The sequence below is a fragment of the Bradyrhizobium sp. 134 genome, assembly GCF_023074155.1.
GTDB lineage: Bacteria > Pseudomonadota > Alphaproteobacteria > Rhizobiales > Xanthobacteraceae > Bradyrhizobium.
In genome coordinates, this window is record NZ_JADPKX010000034.1 from 318,018 (window position 1) to 341,826 (window position 23,809).

Here is a 23,809-nt window from a genome sequence, read left to right on the forward strand (position 1 = left end):
GGCTAACCCGCAGCCCCGGTGCAATCGAGTTCGCTCTCGGTGACCACGCGATTGCGGCCGCTGTTCTTGGCGAGATAGAGCGCGCGATCGCAGCGCTCGATGGAATCGGTGATCGCTTCGCCGGGCCGGTACTGCGCAACACCGATCGATACGCTGATATGGGGCAGGACCTCGCCGGTCGACCGGCGCGTGATCCTGCATTCCGCGATCGCGTGCCTGATGCGCTCGGCGATCTCGGCGCAGGCGGCGAGATCGGCATCCGGCAACACCGCGATCAGCTCCTCGCCGCCATAGCGGGCCGACAGGTCCTGCTCGCGGACCTTTTCGCGCAGCACCTTGGCCATCAGGCGCAGCACCTGGTCGCCGACGCCGTGGCCGAAACTGTCGTTGAAGGTCTTGAAGTGGTCGATGTCGAGCATCAGCATGCTGAGCGGCTCGCCCCAGTCCGCAGTCGCCTGCGCCTTGCGCAGGAATTCATCGAGCGCCCGGCGGTTGGCGAGGCCTGTGAGCGTATCGGTCCGGGCACGCTCCTCGGATTTGGAAAGAGAGGCGCGGATCACGTCGAGCTCGCGGGTCTTTTCCGCAAAGCCTGCCTCGAGCCGCGTCGCGCGGGTCGCCGCGCGTCCCAGCTCGTTCATGAGCTGGGCGACCAGCGCTTTGGGATCGACACCGGCCTTGCCCTGGTCCGCGACCTCGTTGATCGCCTGCATCTGGGAGTGATTGTCGGCAATCGCAGTCGCAAGAAAATCCTTCGCCGCGCCCATAAGGGTGTGGAGCCGCTCGGACGTGTCGACGACGACGGCACTCACCTGGGGCGCGACGTAGGTCTTGAACAGATCCTGATTGGTCCTGACGTCGAAGGGCCGATTGTGATCGATCAGGAGATCGATCGCGTTGCGCAGATCGTCATGGCTTCCCGCGAAATACTGGAACCAGACGGCGAAATTGGCCGGCGTGGCAGGGATCCGCTGTTCGGCCATGGTCCGCATCGCCCGTTCGGCAACGGACGCGGCATAGTCGTAATCGGGATCGTCGAAGCTGGCGTCCATCACAAGTCTTGAGAATTCTGGTTGGCCGCAAACTCGCATCGACCCCTTAATCACGCCCCAACGCGGCCTCAGTAGTTATGCGGTGCAGCGCCGAAGGTTCCCAAATTGCGGCAACCCATTGACCCCTTGAGGACTTCTATGGCCTAGTCCGCCGTCTTTAGACGACCAAATCCACGAAAACCCAACGATTCCATGACCTCCGAACGCTACAACGCCCGCGACGCCGAACCGCGCTGGCAAGCCGCCTGGGACCAACAGGCGATCTTCGTCTCCAAGAACGACGATCCGCGGCCGAAATACTATGTGCTGGAGATGTTCCCCTACCCGTCGGGGCGCATCCATATCGGCCATGTCCGCAATTACACGCTTGGCGACGTACTGGCCCGCTTCATGCGCGCCAAGGGTTTCAACGTGCTGCACCCGATGGGCTGGGACGCTTTCGGCCTGCCGGCCGAGAACGCCGCGATCGAGCGCAAGGTGGCGCCGAAGGCCTGGACCTACGACAACATCGCCGCGATGAAGAAGCAGCTCCGCTCGATCGGGCTGTCGCTGGACTGGAGCCGCGAGATCGCGACCTGCGATCCCAGCTACTACAAGCACCAGCAGAAGCTGTTTCTGGACTTCCTGCGCGAAGGCCTCGCCGAGCGCGAAAAGCGCAAGGTGAACTGGGACCCCGTCGATATGACCGTGCTCGCCAACGAGCAGGTGATCGACGGGAAAGGCTGGCGTTCGGGTGCCGTTGTCGAGCAACGGGAAATGAACCAGTGGGTCTTCAAGATCACGAAGTACTCGCAGGAGCTGCTGTCGGCGCTGGATACGCTGGATCGCTGGCCCGACAAGGTGCGGCTGATGCAGCGCAACTGGATCGGCCGGTCCGAGGGGCTGTTGATCCGCTTCGCGCTCGACGCGGCGACGACGCCGTCCGGCGAGAGCGAGCTGAAGATTTTCACGACGCGCCCCGACACGCTGTTCGGCGCGAAATTCATGGCGATCTCGGCCGATCATCCGCTGGCGCAAGCGGCCGCCGCCAAAAACCCTGCGCTCGCCGCGTTCATCGGCGAGATCAAGCGGATGGGCACGGCGCAGGAGATCATCGACACGGCCGAGAAGCAGGGTTTTGACACTGGCATCCGCGCGGTCCACCCCTTTGATCCCTCCTGGAAGCTGCCGGTCTATGTCGCCAACTTCGTGCTGATGGAATACGGCACCGGTGCCATCTTCGGCTGCCCCGCTCACGACCAGCGCGACCTCGACTTCGTCAACAAGTACGCTCTCGGCAACACGCCGGTGGTGTGCCCCGAAGGCCAGGATCCCAAGAGCTTTGTCATCACCGATACCGCCTATGACGGTGACGGCCGGATGATCAATTCGCGCTTCCTCGACGGCATGATCATCGATCAGGCCAAGGACGAGGTGGCGAAGCGTCTCGAGACCGAGCTGCGCGGCAACGCGCCGGTCGGCGAGCGTCAGGTCAATTTCCGCCTGCGCGACTGGGGCATTTCACGCCAGCGTTATTGGGGCTGTCCGATCCCCGTCATCCACTGTCCGAAGTGCGACGTGGTGCCGGTGCCGGATGCCGACCTCCCCGTGGTGCTGCCGGAGGATGTGAGCTTCGACAAGCCAGGCAACGCGCTCGATCATCACCCGACCTGGAAGCACGTGACCTGTCCGCAATGCGGCGGCAAGGCGCAGCGTGAAACCGACACCATGGACACTTTCGTGGATTCGTCCTGGTACTTTGCGCGCTTCACCGATCCCTGGAACGAGAACGCGCCGACGACGCCAGAGGTCGCCAACCGGATGCTGCCGGTCGACCAGTATATCGGCGGCGTCGAGCACGCGATCCTGCATCTGCTCTACAGCCGCTTCTTCACGCGCGCGATGAAGGCGACCGGGCACATCGCACTGGACGAGCCGTTCGCTGGCATGTTCACGCAGGGCATGGTGGTGCACGAGACCTACCAGAAGGCCGACGGCACTTTCGTCCAGCCGGTCGAGGTGAAGGTCGAGACCGGCGCCAATGGCCGCCGCGCGACGCTGCTGACGTCAGGCGAAGACATCCAGATCGGCCCGATCGAGAAGATGTCGAAGTCGAAGAAGAACACGGTCGACCCCGACGACATCATCGAAACCTACGGCGCCGACGTCGCGCGCTGGTTCATGCTGTCGGATTCCCCGCCCGAGCGGGACGTGATCTGGAGCGATGAGCGCGTCCAGGGCGCCTCGCGCTTCGTGCAGCGGCTGTGGCGGCTGGTGAACGATTCCGTGGAACCCGGCGAGAGTGCGCCGGCGGCCCGGCCGGCCAGCTTCGGCCCGGACGCCATCGCCTTGCGCAAAGCCGCCCATGGCGCGCTGGACAAGGTCACCACCGGAATCGAGCGGCTGCACTTCAACGTCTGCCTCGCCCATATCCGCGAATTCAGCAATGCGTTTGCGGAGTTCTTGCAGCGTCCCGGCCAGCCGGCCCCAGATTTGGCCTGGACGATCCGGGAGGCCGGCCAGATCCTGGTCCAGCTGTTCTCCCCGATGATGCCGCATCTGGCCGAGGAGTGTTGGCAGGTTCTCGGCCACAGCGGGCTGGTTTCCGAGGCCGATTGGCCCCAAATCGAACGCGATTTGCTGGTTGAAGACAGTGTGACCCTGGTGGTTCAGGTCAACGGCAAGAAGCGGGGCGAGGTCACAGTTGCAACAGCGGCCGAGAATCCGGAAATCGAGGCTGCCGTTTTGGCCCTCGATGCGGTAAAACTGGCCCTGGACGGCAAGCCCGTCCGCAAGGTGATTATCGTCCCCAAGAGGATCGTGAATGTTGTCGGCTAGGATCCGCATCGCAGCCCGCTTGCTGGCGGTCGCCGCACTGGCGGCCATGACGGCCGGCTGCTTCCACCCGATGTATGCCGAGCACACCGACGGCACGCCCGGCCTGCGCGAGAAGCTGATGGGGGTCGATCTGCCCCCGATCGCCAAGTCCAATGCCTCGCGCGAAGCCCGCGTCGGCGTCGAGGTCCGCAACGCGCTGGCCTTCAGGCTCTATGGCACCGCCACCGGCATGCCGCCGACCCACCGCCTGGAGATCCGCTTCTCGAGCGGCAAGTCGTCGTTGATCGTCGACCCCAACACCGGCCTGCCGAGCAGTGAAAACTACGGCCTCGACGCCCAGTACAATCTGATCGAGGTCGTCAGCGGCAAATCGGTGATGACCGGCACCACCTTCTCCCGCGTGACCTACGACATGCCCGGCTCCTATCAGCGTTTCAGCCGCAACCGCGCGGTACGTGATGCCGAGGATCGTGCCGCCAACGAGATCGCCGAGAACATCACGACTCGACTCGCCTCGTTCTTCACCGCGGGCACTTAATTCACCCCGTCATCCCGGTTCGCCCGGACTGACGAATCCCAGGCACCATGGTCGCGCTGCGCGGAAAAGAGATCGACGCCTATCTCGCCCGCCCCGATGCGGGCCGTCCGATCATCCTGCTCTACGGTCCTGACGCCGGACTGGTCCGCGAACGCGCGGATGCGCTGATCGCCTCGGCTGTCGACGATCCCAACGATCCGTTCTCGCTGGTCAAGGTCGATGGCGACGAGCTCTCCGCCGAGCCGTCGCGCCTCGTCGACGAGGCCATGACGGTGCCGCTGTTCGGCGGCCGCCGCGCCATCCGCGTGCGCGCCGGCTCGCGCAGCTTTGCCAGTGCTATCGACACGCTGGCGGAGATGGGCGTCAGGGATTGCCGCATCGTGATCGAGGCTGGTGAGCTGCGCCCGGAATCGCCGCTGCGCAAGGCCTGCGAACGCGCCAAGACGGCCGTCGCGATCGCTTGCTATCCCGATACCGAGCGCGACCTCGCCAAGCTGATGGAAGACGAGCTCCGCATCGCCAATTTGCGCATCGCGCAGGACGCCCGCGCGGCGCTGATGTCGTTCCTCGGCGGCGACCGGCAGGCCTCGCGCAACGAACTGCGCAAGCTCACGCTCTATGCCCACGGCAAGGGCGAGATCACGCTGGATGACGTGATGGCCGTGGTCGCCGATGCGTCGGAGCTGAAACTCGATCCGATCGTCGATGGCGCCTTCGCCGGCCGGCCCGAGATCGTCGAGAACGAGTTTGCCAAAGCCATGATCGCCGGCACCTACCCCGGCGTGATCATCTCCGCGGCGCAGCGCCAGGCGGCGTGGCTGCACAAATCGGCGCTCGCGATCGCCGACGGCACCCCCGCTTCCGCCGTGCTCGACAGCGGTTATCCGCGCCTGCATTTTTCGCGAAAGCCCGCGGTCGAAACCGCACTGCGTAATTTCAGCGTGGCGCGGCTCGCCGTCATCATCGAGCAGCTCGCGACCGCCGCGCTCGACACCCGCAAGCAATCCACCCTCGCCGCCGCCATCGCCCAGCGCACGCTGATGGCGATCGCCGCAAACGCGAAGCGGCGGGGCTGAGCTTCCCGCTCTGTCCGCTCGTCATTGCCAGGAGCCCTTGCGACGAAGCAATCCAGAATCTCTCCGCGGAAAGATACTGGATTGCTTCGCTGCGCTCGCAATGACGTGTGGATCGGCATGAGGTCCTGGCTTTCGCCAGGACGACACCAAGCGGCTACAGCGCGCCCTTCGCCAGCCGCCGCATCACCTCGTCGAGCTGATCGAGGTTGCGGTAGTTGATCTGCACGGAGCCACCGGGGTCGCGGTGGCTCACCGTGACCTTGAGCCCGAGCGCGTCGCTGACGCGCTTCTCGAGGTCGACCGTGTCGGGGTCCTTTTCCTTCGCCCCCGTGCGTGCCTTCTGCGGCTTGCGCTCCGGCACGCCCTCTTCATGCGCCAGCGCCTCGGTCTGGCGGACGTTGAGGCCTTCGTCGACGATGCGCTTGGCAGCGGCGACCGGATCAGGCACGCCGATCAGCGCGCGGGCATGACCTGCGGTCAGCTCGCCGCTCGTGATCAACGCTTGCACCTCGGCTGGAAGCTTCGTCAGCCGCATCATGTTGGCAATGTGGCTGCGGCTCTTGCCGACGACTTTGGCAATGTCGTCCTGGCTGCGTTTGAACTCATTGGCGAGCGCGTGATAGCCGAGCGCCTCTTCCATCGGGTTAAGGTCTTCGCGCTGCACGTTCTCGACGATCGCGAACTCCAGCGCATCGCTGTCGCTGATGTCGACGGGAACGATCGGCACTTCGTGCAGGCCGGCCATTTGCGAGGCGCGCCAGCGCCGTTCGCCGGCGATGATCTCGAAGCGGTCCTGCGCACCCTTCACCGGGCGGACCACGATCGGCTGGATCACGCCGTGCTGCTTGATCGAATCGCTGAGCTCCCTGAGCTCGCCTTCCGAAAAGGTGCGGCGCGGGTTGCGCGGATTGGGCTTGATGAACTCGATCGGCACCTTGCGTTGCGCGCGCGGGCGATCGACATGCTGAGCCTCGCCGCCGACGTCACCGATCAGACTCGCAAGACCCCGGCCCAGTCGCGAACGCGCTTCGTCGGCCATCGCCAGCTCCCTTGGATTCACGGTGCAGCACTCCAGAACTAAATTGTCGCAGGGTGGGCAAAGCGAAGCGTGCCCACCAGTTAGTCATGTGCGGAAGATGGTGGGCACGGCGAAGACGCCTTTGCCCACCCTACGCACCTCTAATGCGTCGTCCGCAGCTCGCGCTCGCGCTGGATCACTTCGGTGGCGAGCCGCAAGTAAGCTTCGCTGCCGACGCATTTGAGATCGTAGACCAGGACCGGCTTGCCGTAGGACGGCGCCTCCGAGATGCGCACGTTGCGCGGGATCATGGTCTTGTAGACCTTCTCGCCCATGAACTGCCGGACGTCGGCCACGACCTGGTTCGAGAGATTGTTGCGCGAGTCGAACATGGTCAGCACGATGCCGTGGATCGACAGGTTCGGATTGAGCGTCGAGCGCACCTGCTCCACCGTCTGCAGCAATTGCGACAGACCTTCGAGCGCGAAGAACTCGCACTGGAGCGGCACCAGGATGGCGTCCGAAGCCGCCATCGCGTTCACGGTGATCAGATTGAGCGAGGGCGGACAGTCGATCAGCACGTAGGTGTAATCGGCGTCGGGAGAGACGTTGTTGTTGAGCGCGCTGATCGCGTCACGCAGCTTGTACGCACGACCGGGCGTGGTGCCGAGCTCGAGCTCGAGGCCGGAGAGATCCATGGTCGAGGGCGCGATGTGCAGCCGCGGCACTGCCGTCGACACCACCGCTTCCCGCAGGCTCGCCTCGCCTACCAGAACGTCATAGGTCGAGCAGGAGCGGTTGCGGCGATCAATGCCGAGGCCGGTCGAGGCGTTGCCCTGCGGATCGAGATCGACGATCAGGACACGTTCGCCGATCGCAGCGAGCGCCGTGCCGAGATTGATCGCCGTGGTTGTTTTTCCCACGCCGCCCTTCTGATTCGCCAGCGCCAGGATGCGCGGATGGCCCTGCGGGACGGCGGCGGTCTGTTCTTGCTGCGGTTCGTCAATCACGCTCATCGCAAATTCCCCACTCGGCCCCTGACGCCTCACCCGCGCCGTTCGACGGAAGCCAGCTCGACGATCCAACCGTCGCCTGTACGGCTTTGGTGGAGCTGCGGCTGAATATTCCAATATTTAGTAGCTTCGGTCAATTCAGACTCTACATCTTGACCCTTGAGAAACAACGCTTTTGCGCCTTGGCGCATCAGCGGCTCCGCAAAGCCGATGAGTTGATGTAGCGGAGCCAGTGCACGCGCGGTGACGCAATCGACCGGGCCGGTGATTCTATCCACATTATCCCCGATCTCAGCGAGATGTACGACTCCCGGAGATGTAGTGACGCGGATGGCTTCGCGCAGGAAGGCTGCCTTCTTGGCGATTCGCTCGACCAGATGGACGCTCGTCCCGGCCGTCCCCGCCATGGCGCAGGCCAGGACGACGCCCGGAAAGCCGCCGCCGCTGCCGAGGTCAGCCCAGCGTTTGGCCGAGGGGGCGAGAGCGACGAGCTGAAGCGAATCGGCGATGTGCCGGGTCCAGAGATGCGGCAATGTCGAGGGCGCGACGAGGTTGGTCTTGGCCTGCCACTCCCGCAGCAGCGCGATGTAGCGATCGAGCCGGAGCTCCGTTTCATGTGAAACGGGTGCGAGCTTGAGTGCCGCAACCTTGTCGGCCGCGATGACGGCGTCCAACGATCGATCGTTGGCGCTGGCCTTGTCGATCTTCGGTCTGGTCGGCGCCGGTTCGGAGCGACGACCGGCGCCCTCACCCGCCGAAGGTTTTCCTGATGACGATCTGTCGCCGCCCGGCTCGCGCTGTTTCACGTGAAACCTATGCGATTGCTTTGGAAGTCTTCCGCGCTTCGCGGCGGAGATAGGCCGCAAGGATGCCGAGCGCGGCCGGCGTCATGCCGTCGATTCGACCGGCCTGGCCAACGGTGAACGGCCGCGCCTTTTCTAACTTGGCCCTCACCTCGTTGGAGAGACCAGGGACCTGCTGGAAATCGACCTCCGACAGCACCATCCCCTCGTCCCGCCTGAAGGCTTCAACGTCGGCGCTCTGTCGCTCCAGATAGACATCGTACTTCGCGTCGATCTCGAGATGGGTGGCAATGACGGGATCAATGGCAGCGAGCTCCGGCCAGATCGCACGGACCTGACTCCAGCCGATGTCGGGATAGGCCATCAGCTCGAAGGCCGACCGCCGCTGACCGTCCCGGTTCAGGGTGAGACCCTGCTTGATGGCCTCGTTCGGGGTGATGGTCAGCGACTTCGAGAGCGCTCGAGCCGCATTCAGAGCGTCCATCTTGGCGCGATGATGCGCGGTTCGGGCGTTGCCAACGCATCCCAGAGCGACGCCCTTCTCCGTCAAACGCTGATCGGCATTGTCCGCCCGCAGTGTCAGACGATACTCGGCCCGCGAGGTGAACATCCGATAGGGTTCACTGATGCCGCGGGTGACGAGGTCGTCGATCATGACGCCAAGATAGCCATCGGCGCGGTCGAACACCGTCAGCGCGGCGCCGCTCGCAGCCAATGCTGCGTTCAGCCCTGCAACGATGCCTTGGCCCGCAGCTTCCTCGTATCCGGTCGTGCCATTGATCTGCCCGGCCAGGAACAAGCCGCGCAGACGCTTGGTCTGGAGGGTCGGATCGAGCTCACGGGGATCGATGTGGTCGTATTCGATGGCATAGCCCGGCCGGACCATCTGCACCCGCTCCAGGCCGGGAATGGTTGCGAGGATGGCGAGCTGGACTTCCTCCGGCAGCGAGGTCGAGATGCCGTTGGGATAGACGGTGCTGTCGTCGAGCCCTTCCGGCTCCAGGAAGATCTGGTGACCGTCGCGATCGCCGAAGCGAACGATCTTGTCCTCGATTGAGGGGCAATAGCGCGGTCCGGAGCTCTTGATCTGACCCGAGTACATCGGAGAGCGATGGACATTGGCCCGGATCACGTCGTGGGTGGCGGAATTGGTCCGGGTGATCCCGCACTGGATCTGTGGCGTCGTGATCCGCTCGGTCATCACCGAAAACGGCTCCGGAGGCTCGTCCCCTGGCTGCATCTCGACCGCCGACCAGTCGATCGTCGTGCCATCCAGCCGCGGCGGAGTGCCCGTCTTGAGCCGTCCAAGGGTGAATCCGGCGCGCTCGAACGAGGTCGAAAGGCCCATCGCAGGCGCCTCGCCGACCCTGCCGGCCGGCCAGTTCTTCTCTCCGAGATGGATCAGACCGCGGAGGAAGGTGCCAGTGGTGACGACGACAGCCCCTGCCCGAAGTTCGCGGCCATCGGCCAGACGCAGGCCGATCACCCGTCCCTCGACCACGATCAGCTCGTCCGCCTCGCCTTCGACGACGGAAAGACCCTCGGTCTCCCGGATCGCAGCCTGAATAGCGGCGGCATAGAGCTTCCGGTCCGCCTGCGCGCGCGGACCACGCACCGCCGGGCCCTTGCGGCGATTGAGGACGCGAAACTGGATGCCGCCCGCGTCGCCGACCCGGCCCATCAGACCATCGAGAGCGTCGACCTCGCGAACCAGATGGCCCTTGCCGAGACCGCCAATAGCGGGATTGCAGGACATCGCACCGACGGTGGAGAAACGGTGCGTCACCAGAGCGGTCGCCGCACCCATCCGGGCGGAGGCAGAAGCGGCCTCACAGCCGGCGTGGCCGCCGCCAATCACGATGACGTCGAAGCTCTCTCGCTCTGTTCGCATGGGCGGACTTCTAACTCAGAGGCAGGGAAGCCGGAAGCGGAAACTGGAGGCAGTTGTTTCACGTGAAACGGTGCAAAGCGGACCCAAGGTCTTTTCGCGAAAACAACCCCATGCACAGTAGAGTGGCCCTTGGAAACGTTGTCGTTTTTTGTGAGAGGAAAAGGGGTCACGAGGGGGAAAAGGGTGGTCCGAAGGCCGAGACGGGTCGGCGATCGGACCGCGACGGCAGGCCCGCAGCCCGAGGCCTTGCGAGCGGACAGACGCAATCCAAGCCCTTTCTGCGCACCCGCTCCTAAGGTATTACAGCTAGCAGCGGGTCCCCGCGCGCAAACCAGCGACTTATCGATAGGTGTTTCACGTGAAACATCTCGGAACTGAGCCGGCCCTGTTTCACGTGAAACGCCAAGAAGTGGAACAAAGGCTAGTTCTACAATGAAGAACTAGGGCTACTTTCCAACACAGAATTTCTGGAAAATCGCCCCCAGGACGTCTTCGACATCCACCCGACCCAGCAGCCGGCCCAAGGCATAGGCGGCCGCGCGCAGCTCTTCGGCGGCAAGCTCCTCGCCCTCTTCTACTAGCTCAAGACTCCGGCGCAAGCTGTCCGCTGCCCGGCGCAGCAGATCCCGCTGCCGGGCCCGGGTCACCAACGCGCCCTCGGTCGTTCCGAAAAACCCGGCGGCGAATTTCACCAGGGCATCGACCAGCTCGGGAATGCCGTCACCCCGGCTGGCCGCGATTCCGAACTCACCACCCGGTCCGATACCCTCGACCCCGCCGAGATCGATCTTGTTGCGCACGATCCAGACCGAGCCGCCGGAGCGACTGCCTGCGTTGCCGGACTTCCCCAGCAACGGCATCGCGACCGGATCGACAACGCGCTCCGCCTCCACCAGCCACAACACGAGGTCGGCGTCTTCGGCTCGGGCTCGCGCCCGGCGAACACCCTCCTGCTCCACCGGATCGTCGGTCTCGCGAATGCCGGCGGTGTCGATCACCGTGACCGGATAGCCATCGAGATCGAGCTGCACCTCGATCACATCGCGTGTCGTGCCGGCATGCGGCGAGACGATCGCGACGTCGCGGCGCGCGAGCTGGTTGATCAGCGTCGACTTGCCGACGTTCGGCTCGCCTGCGATCGCAACCACCAGGCCGTCGCGCAAACGTTCAGCTTGTCCCTGTGCCGCAAGGACTTCTGCGATTTCGTCGTGCAGCGCATTGATCGCCTTGACCGCAGGCGCCATCAACTCGGCCGGCACATCGCCCTCGTCGGAGAAATCGATGCCGGCCTCGATCAAGGCCGAAGCCTCGATGATGCGCTCGCGCCAGTCGCGCGCGCGATTGCCGAGGAGACCCTGCAACTGCCGTAACGCCTGGCGGCGCTGGCGGTCGGTGTCGGCATGAATGAGATCGTCGAGGCCCTCCGCCTCAGTCAGGTCGAGCTTGCCGTTCTCGAAGGCGCGCCGGGTGAATTCGCCGGGCTCGGCAGCTCGCATATTCGGGATTACGGAAATTGTGGTAAACAGTGCGGCCAGCACCGCGCGGCCGCCATGGACGTGAAATTCGGCGACATCCTCGCCGGTCGCGCTGGCGGGCCCGGGAAACCACAGCACCACGGAATCGTCGATCGGCTGGCCGACACCGTCATGAATGAGCCGGCGGCTGGCCTGCCTCGGCGCCGGCAGCTTGCCCGCCAGCGTCGTCAGCACCAGGCTGGCGCCTGGCCCGGAGACGCGCACCACCGCGAGCGCGCTCGGCGGACGGCCGGACGACAGCGCAAAGATGGTCTGGTCTCGCGGATCCATGGCCTATTTGTCCGGCTGAAAGCGAAAAGGCAAACATCCGTTTCGGCAGACAAATCGCGCGATTTGCTGCACCGATTCCCGCAGCAAAACCGACGGTGCGATGCAATAAATTCGCGAGCGTCTGCTGCACGAACCACTTGCAACGGAATGAGCGGCGTCCCTCGATCACAATATTCACAAAACATATCAATGTGTTATGCCATGTCCGATCCAAGCGACAGATGCCCCACAATGCTGCATCTTCGCTGCAGCAAAGTCGCACAACGAAAAAGGGCGCCCGAAGGCGCCCTTTGATCATGCTGCACTGCAATCAGGTGTTCATCGAGTCGAAGAACTCGGAATTGCTCTTGGTCGAACGCAGCTTGTCGAGCAGGAAGTCGATACCATCCATCGTCCCCATCGGATTCAGGATGCGGCGGAGCACATACATCTTCTTCAGGACCACCGGATCGGTGATCAGCTCTTCCTTGCGGGTGCCGGAGCGCGAAATGTCGATCGCCGGGAAGGTCCGTTTGTCCGAAACCTTGCGGTCGAGGATCAGCTCGGAGTTACCGGTGCCCTTGAACTCTTCGAAGATGACTTCGTCCATGCGGCTGCCGGTATCGACCAGCGCGGTCGCGATGATCGTCAGCGAGCCGCCTTCTTCGATGTTGCGGGCAGCGCCGAAGAAGCGCTTCGGCCGCTGCAGCGCGTTGGCATCGACACCGCCGGTCAGCACCTTGCCCGATGACGGCACCACGGTGTTGTAGGCGCGGCCGAGACGCGTAATGGAGTCCAGCAGGATCACGACGTCGCGGCCATGCTCGACCAGACGCTTGGCCTTCTCGATCACCATCTCGGCGACCTGGACGTGGCGCACCGCCGGTTCGTCGAAGGTCGAGGAGACGACCTCGCCCTTCACCGAGCGCTGCATGTCCGTGACTTCTTCCGGACGTTCGTCGATCAGGAGCACGATCAGATAGCACTCGGGATGATTATGCGCGATCGAGTGGGCGATGTTCTGCATCAGCACGGTCTTGCCCGTGCGCGGCGGCGCGACGATCAGAGCGCGCTGGCCTTTGCCGATCGGCGCGACGATGTCGATCACCCTTGCAGACAGGTCTTTCCGCGTCGGGTCGTCGATTTCCATGCGGAAGCGCTGATTCGGAAACAGCGGCGTAAGGTTGTCGAAATTGACCTTGTGCTTGGCCTTTTCCGGATCCTCGAAATTGAGCGTGTTGACCTTCAGCAGCGCGAAATAGCGCTCGCCCTCCTTCGGGCTGCGGATGTGGCCTTCGATTGTGTCGCCGGTGCGCAGGCCAAAACGACGGATCTGCGAGGGCGAAACGTAGATGTCATCCGGGCCCGGCAGATAATTCGCATCGGGCGAGCGGAGGAAGCCGAAGCCGTCGGAGAGAACCTCGACGACGCCTTCGCCGACGATGTCGGTCTCGGCGAGCGCAAGCTGCTTGAGGATGGCGAACAGCAGCTCCTGCTTGCGCATGGTGCTGGCATTCTCGACCCCATTCTCTTCCGCGAACGAGACGAGCTCGGCCGGCGTCTTCGACTTGAGGTCCTGGAGTTTGATTTCCCGCATTGGGGTGGTCCTGTGGGGTAACCTGGGAGGGGGGTGCGAGGAGGCTCTGAAATGCGGACGCGAAAAGGTAAGGTCCGCAGGTCTGGCAAGGAGAGCGCCGGTGAGGCTTCAAACCTGATGGGGTGTCCGGCCTCTGGAAAGCTCAGACACGACCACATCCGCCTGCGTTGGGTGGGATATCGCTAATATAGAAAATCGCCTCACACTCCGCAAGCAGAAGCACTGAGCGATTGTTCGCGGCCGCTGCCTAGAACGGCTTCACGATCACCATGATGACGATCAGAATCATCAAGGCAGTCGGTACCTCGTTGATAATCCGATAGAATTTCTGGCTCCGGGGGCGCCGGTCCGCCGCGAAATCCTTCAACCAGCGCGAAAAAAAGCCGTGGACCGCGGACATCGCCAGGACCAGTGCCAGTTTTACGTGCAGCCAGCCGAAAGTGAACCAGTGCCCGGCCCAGGCGAGATAAAGCCCGGCGAGCCAGGTCACGATCATGGCGGGGTTGATGATCGCCTTGAACAGCCGCCGTTCCATGATCTTGAACGTTTCCGACCGCTTCGAGCCGATTTCGGCCTCGCAATGATAAACGAACAGCCGCGGCAAATAGAGCATGCCCGCCATCCAGGAGATGACGGCGATCACATGCAGCGCCTTGATCCAGAGGTAGACGTCTTCAAACATGTCTGGGGTCCGGATTCCTGCCCAGCCGAGGGGAACGCTGGGGATAGTAAGGAGTCGTTAAGGTCTTGCCTGCACACATATCCGTCCGTAGCGCCCTTCTCCAATAAGAATCTTAGATTCTTAAGGTTTGAGTCTATGTGACGGTGAATTGGACTCACACATTTCCGTCCGCCCATTCACACGCGCTTGTTCACATCCATCAACATATCCCTGATCGCTCTGGCCGCTTTCGATAAGTTGGTCAGCTTCAAAGGCTTGCGCGTTTCTGTCGCCAGCTTATCAAGAGGGTTATCGACGCAATCCCGTTTCCCTTTCGGCGGGGCGTCGAAGTTGTTCTCAGGGGCAGTGGTGTGAAGAAAATTGGCACTTGTCCCGCCCCCGGTGTCGCACATCCCTTTCCAAGGGGTTAAGCTCCACAGAAATCCACAAACCACACCGGTTTCATACAAAGGGCTTTTGTGCCGACCTCGAGCAATTATTTCCATCTGCACCTCGTCTCCGACTCCACCGGTGAGACGCTGATCACGGTGGCGCGCGCCGTTGCCGCCCAGTACGCCAACGTGACCCCGGTCGAGCACGTCTATCCGTTGGTGCGCAGTCAGAAACAGCTTGATCGCGTGCTCGACGAGATCGAGGAAGCACCGGGAATCGTGCTGTTCACGCTGCTCGAGAAGGATCTGGTCGCCAGGCTCGAGGACAAGTGCAAGGGGATCAATGTTCCGAGCCTGTCGATCATCGGCCCGGTGATGCAGATGTTCGAGGCGTATCTCGGAGCTGCCACGACCGGCCGGGTCGGCGCCCAGCACGTGCTCAATGCCGAATACTTCAAGCGCATCGACGCGTTGAACTACACGATGATCCACGATGACGGCCAGCATGTCGAAGGGCTCGATGATGCGGACGTGGTGCTCGTGGGCGTTTCCCGCACCTCCAAGACCCCGACCTCGATCTACCTCGCCAACCGCGGCATCCGCACTGCGAACGTGCCGCTGGTTCCAGGCATTCCGGTGCCCTCGCAACTGGAAACGTTGACGCGACCGCTGGTGGTGAGCTTGCATGCGACGCCGGAACGCTTGATTCAGGTGCGCACGAACCGCCTGCTCTCCATGGGCGCCGATTCCAGCAGCGACACTTATACCGACAAGCAGTCGGTCGCCGAAGAGGTCGCTTTTGCCCGCAAGCTGAGCGCCAAGCACGATTGGCCGCTGCTCGACGTCACGCGGCGCTCGATCGAGGAAACCGCCGCGGCGATCATGAAACTCTACAGCGATCGCCAGCGTAACCGGCCTTCTGAATAAACTTAAGCACAGTCTTGGGAATAGTTTCGCGATGGGTCTGTGGCTCGGCAAATCTTCGTTGATCCTGGCCTCGCAGAGCGGCGCACGAAAGATGCTGCTGGCCAATGCCGGGCTCGAGTTCAAGGCGATCACGGCTGATATCGACGAGCGCGGCATCCAGGCCTCCTCCGGGCTTGCTGGTCCGCGCGAGATTGCGTTGCTGCTGGCGCGCGAAAAAGCCAAGGCAGTCTCGGCCCATCACGCTGGAAGCACCGTCATCGGTGCGGATCAAACGCTGGCGCTTGGTGGTCGCCTCTTCAACAAGCCTGCGGGCCGGCCCCAGGCGTTGGCGCAATTGCGCGATCTCTCCGGCAAATGCCATGAGCTGAATTCCGCGGTGGCGATAGCACGTAATGGTGAGATCATCTTCGAGGACGTCTCGGTCGCGCGCCTCGTCATGCGGCAGATGACCGAGGCCGAGCTTTCGGCCTATCTCGACATCGCCGGCGATGCCGTCACCACCAGCGTCGGCGGCTATCAGCTCGAAAGCCTGGGCATCCATTTGTTCGAACGGATCGAGGGCGACCACTTCACCATTCTCGGTCTGCCGCTGCTGCCGCTGCTTGCGTTCCTGCGGCGCGAGCGGCTAGTTGCGGTGTGAATGTCAGAGATGGCTGGGCGCTGATGCGGATCCTGGGACTAACCGGCTCGATCGGGATGGGCAAATCCACCACCGCGAAATTATTCGCGGAGGCCGGCGTCCCTGTCTACGATGCCGATGCGGCCGTCCATCAGCTCTATGAGGGCGAGGCTGCGCCCGCGATCGAGGCCGCCTTCCCCGGCACCACCGCGAACGGCAAGGTCGATCGGCCAAAACTATCGGCGCGTGTGGTGCACGATGCTGCCGCCATCAAGCAGCTCGAGCAGATCGTTCATCCGATGCTCGGCGCTTCCCGGAAAAAATTCTTCGCCGACGCCGAAGCCGCCAACGCGCCGGTCGTGGTGCTGGACATTCCGCTGCTGTTCGAGACGGGTGGCGAGACGCGGGTCGATGCCGTGGTCGTGGTGACGACGTCTCCGGAACTGCAGCGCGAGCGGGTGCTGGCGCGCGGCACGATGGACGAGGCCAAGCTCGACGCCATCATCGCCAAGCAAACACCCGATGCGGAAAAGCGCAGGCGTGCCGATTTCGTGGTGGATACGTCGCATGGACTCGATCCAGTGCGCGCCCAAATCGCGCACATCCTCGCCGAGGTCGTTAAGATGCCGCAGCGGCGCGCCTGATTCGCCGCCTGACACGGCTTATCAGATCATGCGCGAAATCGTTCTCGACACCGAAACCACCGGCCTCGACCCGCTGCGGGGAGATCGCCTGGTCGAAATCGGCTGCGTCGAGATGCTCAATCGCATGCCGACGGGGCAGAGCTTCCACGTCTACATCAATCCCGAGAGGGACATGCCGGCAGAAGCCTTTGCGGTGCACGGGCTGTCGGCCGAGTTTCTGGCGACCAAGCAGCTGTTCCATGAGGTCGTCGACGATTTTCTGGAGTTCATCGGCGACGCGCCGCTGGTGATCCACAATGCCTCGTTCGACATCAGCTTCATCAATGCCGAGCTCGACCGGATCAAGCGCCCGGCGATCCCGCGCGAGCGGCTGGTCGATACGCTGCTGCTGGCACGGCGCAAGCATCCCGGCGTGTCGAACCGGCTCGACGATCTCTGCTCGCGCTATGCGATCGACAATTCACGCCGCACCAAGCACGGCGCGTTGCTCGACGCCGAGTTGCTTGCGGAAGTCTATGTGGATCTGGTCGGGGCGCGGCAATCGCAACTGCTGCTGGCTTCAGAATCCGAGGAGACTCGCGCCAATGGGGCTGCCGATGCGCCTCGGCGGCAACGGCCGGCGCCGCTCACCCCGCGGATTTCAGACGCCGAGCGCGAGGCCCACCGGGCCTTCATCGCAACGCTCGGCGACAAGGCGATCTGGAACGAGTTTCTGCCCGCTCCAGCTGCCCCTTTGGCTGGTTAAGCCTGGCCACTCGGCTGAGCGGCCATTTGCCGCTCCATGTTCTGGCGATAGAGACCGACGAAATCGACCGGATCCAGCATCAAAGGCGGGAACCCGCCGTCGCGCACGGCAGTGGCGATGATCTCACGGGCGAACGGGAACAGCAGGCGCGGGCATTCGATCATGACCAGCGGATGCAAATTGTCCTTCGGCACGTTGGAGATGCGGAACACGCCGGCATAAGCGAGCTCGAACGAGAACATGATCTTGCCGGCGGTCTCGGCCTTGCCCTCGACCGACAACGTCACCTCGAACTCCTGTTCGCTGAGGTTGTTGGCGCTGACATTGATCTGGATGTTGATCTGGGGCGGCTGGCTCTGCTGCTGGAGCGAGCTGGGCGCGTTCGGATTTTCGAACGAGAGGTCCTTGGTATATTGCGCCAGAACGTTGAGCTGGGGAGCCTGGGCCGCCTCGGGAGGGGTGCCGTTACCGTTGGTCATAAGAGTGTCTCCTTACCCGATTGGGCTGAATTTCGCGGCGGTTGGCTAACATAGGGCTACCTCGTTCCACAAGGACGAACGGTCCCGGATGGGGAATTCCGGCCACGCCCACAACTATGGCGTTCACCCCGTCGATCCCGCGTAACCGCGGCTTAAACGATTGAAGATGCGCGATTTCCGGGCAGGATCGGGTTTCCCCTTAAGCATAAAACGCGCTACACTCGGTGCTGTGCCAAAAGGCGCCATTGGCCGGGCAAGATTTCGTGCCTACATCCCACGGACCTGACGCGCGGACCCGAAATGGTGATGTAGACTTGCCGTTCCGGTATGGAACGGTCTACTGGCCGGATCGATTTTCCCGGCACGACCCTTTCGAACGGCCCCTTCTACAGACGACCAGAAAGCGAATACGACGTGGACATCTACACCATCATCTTCCTGGCGCTGGCGGTCTTCATCTTTCTGAGGCTGCGCAGCGTGCTGGGGCAGCGCACGGGCAACGAGCGACCGCCGTTCGACCGCAACGCGCTCCAGGGTGCCCAGGACAAGAACGTCGTCACCATGCCGGGCAAGGTCATCGACCAGGCCCCCTTGGCGCCGACGGCCGAGCCGACCCCGCCCTCCGACCGCTGGAAGGGCCTGACCGAGCCGGGCACCGTGCTCGCCCAGGGTCTCGACTCCATTGTCGAAAAGGATTCCACCTTCGATCCGCGCCATTTCATCTCCGGCGCCCGCGGCGCCTATGAGATGATTGTGCTGGCCTTTGCCAATGGCGACCGCCGCGCGCTGCGCGACCTGTTGTCCTCGGAGGTCTATGAAAGCTTCGATGCCGCGATCAAGGAGCGCGAGAAGAACGAGCAGAAGACCGAGACGCGCTTTGTCTCGATCGACAAGGCCGAGCTCGTCGGCGCCGAGCTGCGCGACCGCACCGCCCAGCTCACGATCCGCTTCGTCTCGCAGATGATCTCGGCCACCCGGGACAAGGCCGGCAACATCGTCGACGGCAGCGCCGACACCGTCGCCGACATCACCGACATCTGGACTTTCGCCCGCGACATCACCTCTCGCGATCCGAACTGGAAGCTGGTTGGCACCGGAAGCGCGAATTAAGGCTTTCCTGAAGACCAGCGCGACGGCGCTTTGCGCAGGTGCCGTCGCGCTGTCGTCGTTTTCCCTCGGCGCCGAGGCGGCGCGGCGCCACTATCGCAGCCATCACCATCATCTCCCGGAATTGCCTGCCGCGCCGCCGCGCGCCTTGCCGTATCCGCAGCTCCCCCTGCCGTTCGAGATTCCCGGCGCGCAATATCTGCCGCTGGCCTGGGCCGACGTGAAGGGCTGGGGCGATGACAATCATCTCGCTGCCTACAAGACGTTTCGCGCAAGCTGCCGTCCGATCAGCGCGCAGACCGGCGCTCCCGAACCCAAGGCTTTGGGCGCCTCGCTGGCCGAACCCTGCCGGGTCGCCAAATCGCTCGAGGCTACCGACGACGCCAGCGCCAAAACCTTCTTCGAGGAGAATTTCGCGCCGCTGCGGATCTCGCGCCTCGGCGAGCCCGACGGTTTCGTCACCGGCTATTACGAGCCGGTGCTGGAGGGATCGCGCACGCAGACCGACGTCTACAACGTCCCGGTCTATCGCCGCCCGTCGAACCTTTTCGTGCGCGGCTACAAGCAGGATTCGGTCAGCCTGCCCAACAAGGGCCCGGTCTATCGCAAGATCGGCCGCCGCAAGCTCGTGCCCTATTACGACCGCGCCGAGATCGAGGACGGCAAGATCGCCGGCCGCGGACTCGAGATTGCCTGGCTGAAGGACCCGACCGATCTGCTGTTCGCCCAGATCCAGGGCTCGGCGCGGATCAAGTTCGACGACGGCGGCACGGTCCGGCTCAATTACGATGCCTATAACGGCTATCCCTATACGGCGGTCGGTCGCATCCTGATCGAGCGCGGCATCATTCCGAAGGAAGAGATGTCGATGCAGAAGATCAGGGAGTGGATGGCCCAGACTCCCGACGGCGCCAGGGAGCTGCGGCGCCAGAACCGCTCCTACATCTTCTTCCGCGAGGTCAATCTGTCCGACAAGGAGGAGGCGGTCGGTGCGCAAGGTATCCCTCTGACGGCCGGCCGCTCGATCGCGGTGGACAAATCGCTCCACGTCTACGGCACGCCGTTCTTCATCGAAGGCGAGCTGCCGATCGATTCCGAACGCGCGAAGACGCCGTTCCATCGGTTGATGATCGCGCAGGACACCGGCTCGGCCATCATCGGGCCCGCGCGCGCGGATCTCTATTTCGGCGCGGGTCAGGAGGCCGGCCGCGTCTCCGGGCGGCTGCGCCATGCCATGCATTTCGTGATGCTGGTGCCGAAGGGCGTAGATCCTACGGCGCGCGCCGCGCGGCTCCCCGTGCCGGACCCGCGGCCTTCGGAGAAGATCGCAAAACTGTTTCCGCAAACGGAGACCGCGAAGGACAAGCCGGCGGCAGCCGTGGCGCAAAGCACGAGCGAGACCGTCGCTGTCGCCGGTCCAGTCCCGCTACCGGTGCCGCGTCCCGTGATCGAGCCAGTTCAGGAGCCGCGGCGGCCGGTGAAAAATCGTTCCCATCGGCAGCAATGAAGCGATCGTCCCGTCCGCCCGTGCTGGAGCCTCGTCCCTCGCCGCGCCGTCGCGCGCTGAGCGAGGAAGAGCGCGCGCTGTGGGACAACGTCGCCAAGCAGGTCAAGCCACTAAGGAAGCACCGTGTCGCCAAGGTGCAGGCCGCACCGCGCACCGAGCCTTCCCCCGCAGCGCCCGCCACGCGGCCTGCGTCATCGCCACGTCCGATTGCCGCTGCTCCGGCACCGCGTGCAGCGAAGCCCGCGGTGCCGCCGCTGGCGCCGCTCGGCAAACGTGAGCGCACAAAGCTGTCGCGCGGGCGTAGCGAGATCGAGGCGCGGCTCGATCTGCACGGCATGACCCAGATGCGCGCCCATCGCGCGCTGACCGGCTTCTTGCACCGCGCCCATCATGACGGCCTGACCTTCGTGCTCGTCATCACCGGCAAGGGCCGAAGCGGCGGCGAAAGCGGCGTGCTGCGCCGTCAGGTGCCGGAATGGCTGAGCCTGCCGGAATTCCGCGCCTTCGTCGTGGGGTTCGAGGAAGCAGGCATCGGCCACGGCGGCGAGGGCGCGCTTTACGTGCGGATCAGGCGAGCGAGATATTAGGGAGCATGATCCGGAAAAGTGGGCCCCGGTTTTCCGACCGGATCATGCTTGGCTAGAAAGGCCGCACGATTCCGACGCGGGGGATCAGGGTGAGGACCAGACCGAAGATATTTGTCTTCCGATCTTCCGCCGGAATCAGCGGCGTCTCGCGAACTGCGGGCAGCATCTTCACCGCGTGCAGGATCAGGAACATGCAGACGGCCCAGTTCGAGATCCAGCGCGAATAGTCGAACACCATCGCGAACATCACGAGACAGGCGAGGCTGACGCCGGCAAGCGCCGCGACCACGAGACGCCGATGCGTGTCGTTTGCGAGCGCAGCGATCAGGTTCAAAAAATAGCGCCACAGCGGTGTGTGCAGCCAGATCAGCAGCGCGAACACGGGCACGCCTGGGATGTTGTGGGGCAGGCGACCCCAGGTGTCGGAAATCTCCCTCGCCAGCGGCTGATACCAGATGTAGGCGAACTGCAGCAGGTCGGCCCGCGACGGATCGGCCATCCGGCTCTTCAGGTAGGCAACGAAATCCGCCTCCGGTATCGGCATCGTTCCCCAAAATTGCGCGGCGAAGAACAGCGCGGAGATGGCAAGCAAGGCGATGATGCCGAACGCGACATTGGTGCGACCGCAGCCGTGCGTCAGATAGTGCCTGATCACGACGATGGTGATGATGGTCGGCACATACATCAGGAGATGGATGTGGTGGATCAGGACGAGAATGATCGAGAACAGCGCAGCCAGCGCCACGAACAGCAGCGAGCCGGCCGGCACCAGCAGCAGGATGATCGCCAGCGCGCAGCCATAGATGTCGAAATGGCCGAGCGTGTGCATGAAGTTCTTGAGGAAGAACGGCGAGCCCGCGATGAAGACGAACAGCGGCAACGTCTTCGCGGTGAAGCCGAATGTCTTCTGGAATAGTCTTACATAAAGACAGAGCGTCACCAGCCATGTCGCGCCGCCGAGCGCGAACACCAGCCATAGCGGCACCTTGTCGGTGAACAGCGCGACGATGGCCCCGATCAGCGCGCGCTTGATGAAGCCGAAATGATAGTCGACGAGGAGGTGGATGTAGGGGACGTAAGGCGGCAGCTGGATCTTGTGAACGAAGACGCCGACGATGGCCGCCGCGTTGATCGCGAGCAGGAGACGCCAAGGGTATTGCAGGATGCGTGCGGTCACGCCGCATCCATAGCGCGGCCGCCCGGATTTACAAAATGAACCGGCTCAAATCCGCGTTCTTGGCGAGGTCGCCAACGTGCTTTTGCACGAAATCGGCGTCGACCCTGACGGTCTCGCCGCTGCGGTCGGGGGCGGTGAAGGAGATCTCGTCCAGCACCCGCTCCATCACGGTCTGCAGCCGCCGCGCGCCGATGTTCTCGACGGTAGAATTCACGGCCACCGCGACGTCCGCAAGCGCGTCGATCGCGTTGTCGGTGATGTCGAGCGTGACGCCCTCTGTCTGCATCAGCGCGACATATTGCTTGATCAACGAGGCCTCGGGCTCGGTCAGGATGCGGCGCATGTCGTCGCGGGTCAGCGCCTGCAGCTCGACGCGGATCGGCAGGCGACCCTGCAATTCCGGCAACAAATCGGACGGCTTGGCGACGTGGAAGGCGCCCGAGGCAATGAACAGGATGTGGTCGGTCTTCACCGCGCCGTGCTTGGTCGAGACCGTGGTGCCCTCGATCAGCGGCAGCAGATCGCGCTGCACGCCCTCTCGCGAGACGTCGCCGCCGGCGCGGCCTTCGCGGGCGCAGATCTTATCGATCTCGTCCAGGAACACGATGCCGTTGTTCTCGACCGCACTGATCGCCTCCAGCGTCAACTGATCGCTGTCGAGCAGCTTGTCGGATTCCTCGTTGATGAGGATCTCGTGCGAGCTCTCCACCGTCAGCCGCCGCGTCTTGCTGCGTCCGCCGAGCTTGCCGAAGATGTCGCCGATCGAAACCGCGCCCATCTGCGCGCCGGGCATGCCGGGGATCTCGAACATCGGAAAGCCGCTGCCGCCGCCTTGCGTCTCGACCTCGATTTCCTTGTCGTTGAGCTCGCCCGCGCGCAGCTTCTTGCGGAAGGAGTCCCTCGTTGCGGCGCTGGAATTGGCACCGACCAGAGCATCGAGCACGCGCTCCTCGGCGGCGAGCTGCGCGCGTGCCTGCACGTCCTTGCGCTTGCGCTCACGGACCTGGGCAATCGCGACCTCGACGAGATCGCGCACGATCTGCTCGACGTCGCGGCCGACATAGCCGACCTCGGTGAATTTCGTCGCCTCGACCTTCAGGAACGGCGCGTTGGCAAGCTTGGCGAGCCGCCGCGCGATCTCGGTCTTGCCGACGCCGGTGGGGCCGATCATCAGGATGTTCTTCGGCAAGACCTCTTCGCGCAAGGAGCCTTCGAGCTGCTGCCGCCGCCAGCGGTTGCGCAGCGCGATCGAGACGGCGCGCTTGGCATCGGCCTGGCCGACGATGAAACGGTCGAGTTCGGAAACGATTTCGCGGGGAGAAAAGTCTGTCATGGGACCTTAGCTAGGGACAGATGCGGGGCGGGACAAGCCGCTTTT

Annotated in this window: 22 protein-coding genes; 10 read left to right on the forward strand and 12 right to left on the reverse strand. The window is 63.6% G+C overall.

The features are described from left to right. Window positions 1–2: 2 nt before the first annotated feature. Window positions 3–1,049: a GGDEF domain-containing protein gene (locus IVA75_RS11180; RefSeq protein WP_247285027.1), complete on the reverse strand. Its 1,047-nt coding sequence runs from the start codon at window positions 1,047–1,049 to the stop codon at window positions 3–5. 192 nt (window positions 1,050–1,241) lie between these two features. Between IVA75_RS11180 and leuS the strand changes: the two genes are divergently transcribed. The 3 genes from leuS to holA are packed head-to-tail and all read left to right on the forward strand — an operon-like array spanning window position 1,242 to window position 5,480. Next, entirely contained in the window at window positions 1,242–3,866 is a 2,625-nt protein-coding gene (gene leuS / locus IVA75_RS11185) for a leucine--tRNA ligase (protein WP_247285028.1), read from the forward strand. After that, window positions 3,853–4,404, forward strand: a complete 552-nt coding sequence (gene lptE, locus IVA75_RS11190) for an LPS assembly lipoprotein LptE (RefSeq protein WP_247285029.1) — start codon at window positions 3,853–3,855, stop codon at window positions 4,402–4,404. Before leuS ends, lptE begins: the two co-directional genes overlap by 14 nt. Window positions 4,405–4,451: 47 nt before the next feature. Continuing rightward, window positions 4,452–5,480 carry a DNA polymerase III subunit delta gene (gene holA, locus IVA75_RS11195; RefSeq protein WP_027566255.1) on the forward strand — a complete coding sequence of 343 codons (1,029 nt, stop codon included), beginning with the start codon at window positions 4,452–4,454 and terminating at the stop codon, window positions 5,478–5,480. 154 nt (window positions 5,481–5,634) lie between these two features. On the opposite strand, the gene IVA75_RS11200 is transcribed toward holA, so the two are convergent. From IVA75_RS11200 to IVA75_RS11235, 8 genes are all read right to left on the reverse strand, one after another. Beyond that, window positions 5,635–6,519, reverse strand: a complete 885-nt coding sequence (locus IVA75_RS11200; RefSeq protein WP_247285030.1) for a ParB/RepB/Spo0J family partition protein — start codon at window positions 6,517–6,519, stop codon at window positions 5,635–5,637. 140 nt (window positions 6,520–6,659) lie between these two features. Next, window positions 6,660–7,514, reverse strand: coding sequence for a ParA family protein (locus IVA75_RS11205; RefSeq protein ID WP_007598621.1), 855 nt, complete (start codon window positions 7,512–7,514; stop codon window positions 6,660–6,662). Window positions 7,515–7,543: 29 nt separating this feature from the next. Then, a complete protein-coding gene (gene rsmG, locus IVA75_RS11210) occupies window positions 7,544–8,185 on the reverse strand; it encodes a 16S rRNA (guanine(527)-N(7))-methyltransferase RsmG (RefSeq protein ID WP_247285031.1) in 642 nt (213 codons plus the stop codon). Between the two features lie 139 nt (window positions 8,186–8,324). Beyond that, a complete protein-coding gene (gene mnmG / locus IVA75_RS11215) occupies window positions 8,325–10,205 on the reverse strand; it encodes a tRNA uridine-5-carboxymethylaminomethyl(34) synthesis enzyme MnmG (RefSeq protein ID WP_247285032.1) in 1,881 nt (626 codons plus the stop codon). Between the two features lie 446 nt (window positions 10,206–10,651). Then, window positions 10,652–12,010 carry a tRNA uridine-5-carboxymethylaminomethyl(34) synthesis GTPase MnmE gene (gene mnmE / locus IVA75_RS11220; RefSeq protein WP_247285033.1) on the reverse strand — a complete coding sequence of 453 codons (1,359 nt, stop codon included), beginning with the start codon at window positions 12,008–12,010 and terminating at the stop codon, window positions 10,652–10,654. 310 nt (window positions 12,011–12,320) lie between these two features. Further along, entirely contained in the window at window positions 12,321–13,586 is a 1,266-nt protein-coding gene (rho, locus tag IVA75_RS11225; protein ID WP_007598612.1) for a transcription termination factor Rho, read from the reverse strand. Window positions 13,587–13,833: 247 nt separating this feature from the next. Then, entirely contained in the window at window positions 13,834–14,268 is a 435-nt protein-coding gene (gene hemJ, locus IVA75_RS11230; protein WP_247285034.1) for a protoporphyrinogen oxidase HemJ, read from the reverse strand. A 176-nt stretch (window positions 14,269–14,444) separates the two neighbouring features. Further along, window positions 14,445–14,753, reverse strand: coding sequence for a hypothetical protein (locus IVA75_RS11235; RefSeq protein ID WP_247359157.1), 309 nt, complete (start codon window positions 14,751–14,753; stop codon window positions 14,445–14,447). Between IVA75_RS11235 and IVA75_RS11240 the strand changes: the two genes are divergently transcribed. Genes IVA75_RS11240 through dnaQ form a run of 4 tightly spaced genes read left to right on the forward strand, consistent with a single transcriptional unit; the run spans window position 14,727 to window position 17,574 of the window. Further along, window positions 14,727–15,566 carry a pyruvate, water dikinase regulatory protein gene (locus IVA75_RS11240; protein ID WP_247285036.1) on the forward strand — a complete coding sequence of 280 codons (840 nt, stop codon included), beginning with the start codon at window positions 14,727–14,729 and terminating at the stop codon, window positions 15,564–15,566. The genes IVA75_RS11235 and IVA75_RS11240 overlap by 27 nt on opposite strands. Window positions 15,567–15,597: 31 nt before the next feature. Beyond that, window positions 15,598–16,206, forward strand: coding sequence for a Maf family nucleotide pyrophosphatase (locus IVA75_RS11245; protein WP_247285037.1), 609 nt, complete (start codon window positions 15,598–15,600; stop codon window positions 16,204–16,206). A gap of 23 nt (window positions 16,207–16,229) precedes the next feature. Further along, a complete protein-coding gene (gene coaE, locus IVA75_RS11250; RefSeq protein WP_247285461.1) occupies window positions 16,230–16,829 on the forward strand; it encodes a dephospho-CoA kinase in 600 nt (199 codons plus the stop codon). A gap of 28 nt (window positions 16,830–16,857) precedes the next feature. Then, entirely contained in the window at window positions 16,858–17,574 is a 717-nt protein-coding gene (gene dnaQ / locus IVA75_RS11255) for a DNA polymerase III subunit epsilon (RefSeq protein WP_018459637.1), read from the forward strand. On the opposite strand, the gene secB is transcribed toward dnaQ, so the two are convergent. Beyond that, a complete protein-coding gene (secB, locus tag IVA75_RS11260) occupies window positions 17,571–18,053 on the reverse strand; it encodes a protein-export chaperone SecB (RefSeq protein WP_007598595.1) in 483 nt (160 codons plus the stop codon). The two genes, dnaQ and secB, sit on opposite strands and share 4 nt — an antisense overlap. 414 nt (window positions 18,054–18,467) lie before the next feature. Here secB and IVA75_RS11265 point away from each other — a divergent pair, with 414 nt between their 5' ends. The 3 genes from IVA75_RS11265 to IVA75_RS11275 are packed head-to-tail and all read left to right on the forward strand — an operon-like array spanning window position 18,468 to window position 21,254. After that, entirely contained in the window at window positions 18,468–19,163 is a 696-nt protein-coding gene (locus IVA75_RS11265) for a Tim44/TimA family putative adaptor protein (RefSeq protein WP_027566245.1), read from the forward strand. After that, on the forward strand, window positions 19,141–20,667 hold the full coding sequence (locus IVA75_RS11270) for an MltA domain-containing protein (RefSeq protein WP_247285038.1): 1,527 nt from the start codon (window positions 19,141–19,143) through the stop codon (window positions 20,665–20,667). Before IVA75_RS11265 ends, IVA75_RS11270 begins: the two co-directional genes overlap by 23 nt. Beyond that, window positions 20,664–21,254, forward strand: a complete 591-nt coding sequence (locus tag IVA75_RS11275) for a Smr/MutS family protein (protein WP_247285039.1) — start codon at window positions 20,664–20,666, stop codon at window positions 21,252–21,254. Before IVA75_RS11270 ends, IVA75_RS11275 begins: the two co-directional genes overlap by 4 nt. Before the next feature lie 52 nt (window positions 21,255–21,306). Here the strand turns inward: IVA75_RS11275 and IVA75_RS11280 are convergent, their stop codons facing one another. Next, window positions 21,307–22,431: a hypothetical protein gene (locus IVA75_RS11280; protein WP_247285040.1), complete on the reverse strand. Its 1,125-nt coding sequence runs from the start codon at window positions 22,429–22,431 to the stop codon at window positions 21,307–21,309. 28 nt (window positions 22,432–22,459) lie between these two features. Then, window positions 22,460–23,764 carry an ATP-dependent protease ATPase subunit HslU gene (gene hslU / locus IVA75_RS11285; protein ID WP_247285041.1) on the reverse strand — a complete coding sequence of 435 codons (1,305 nt, stop codon included), beginning with the start codon at window positions 23,762–23,764 and terminating at the stop codon, window positions 22,460–22,462. Window positions 23,765–23,809: the final 45 nt, after the last annotated feature.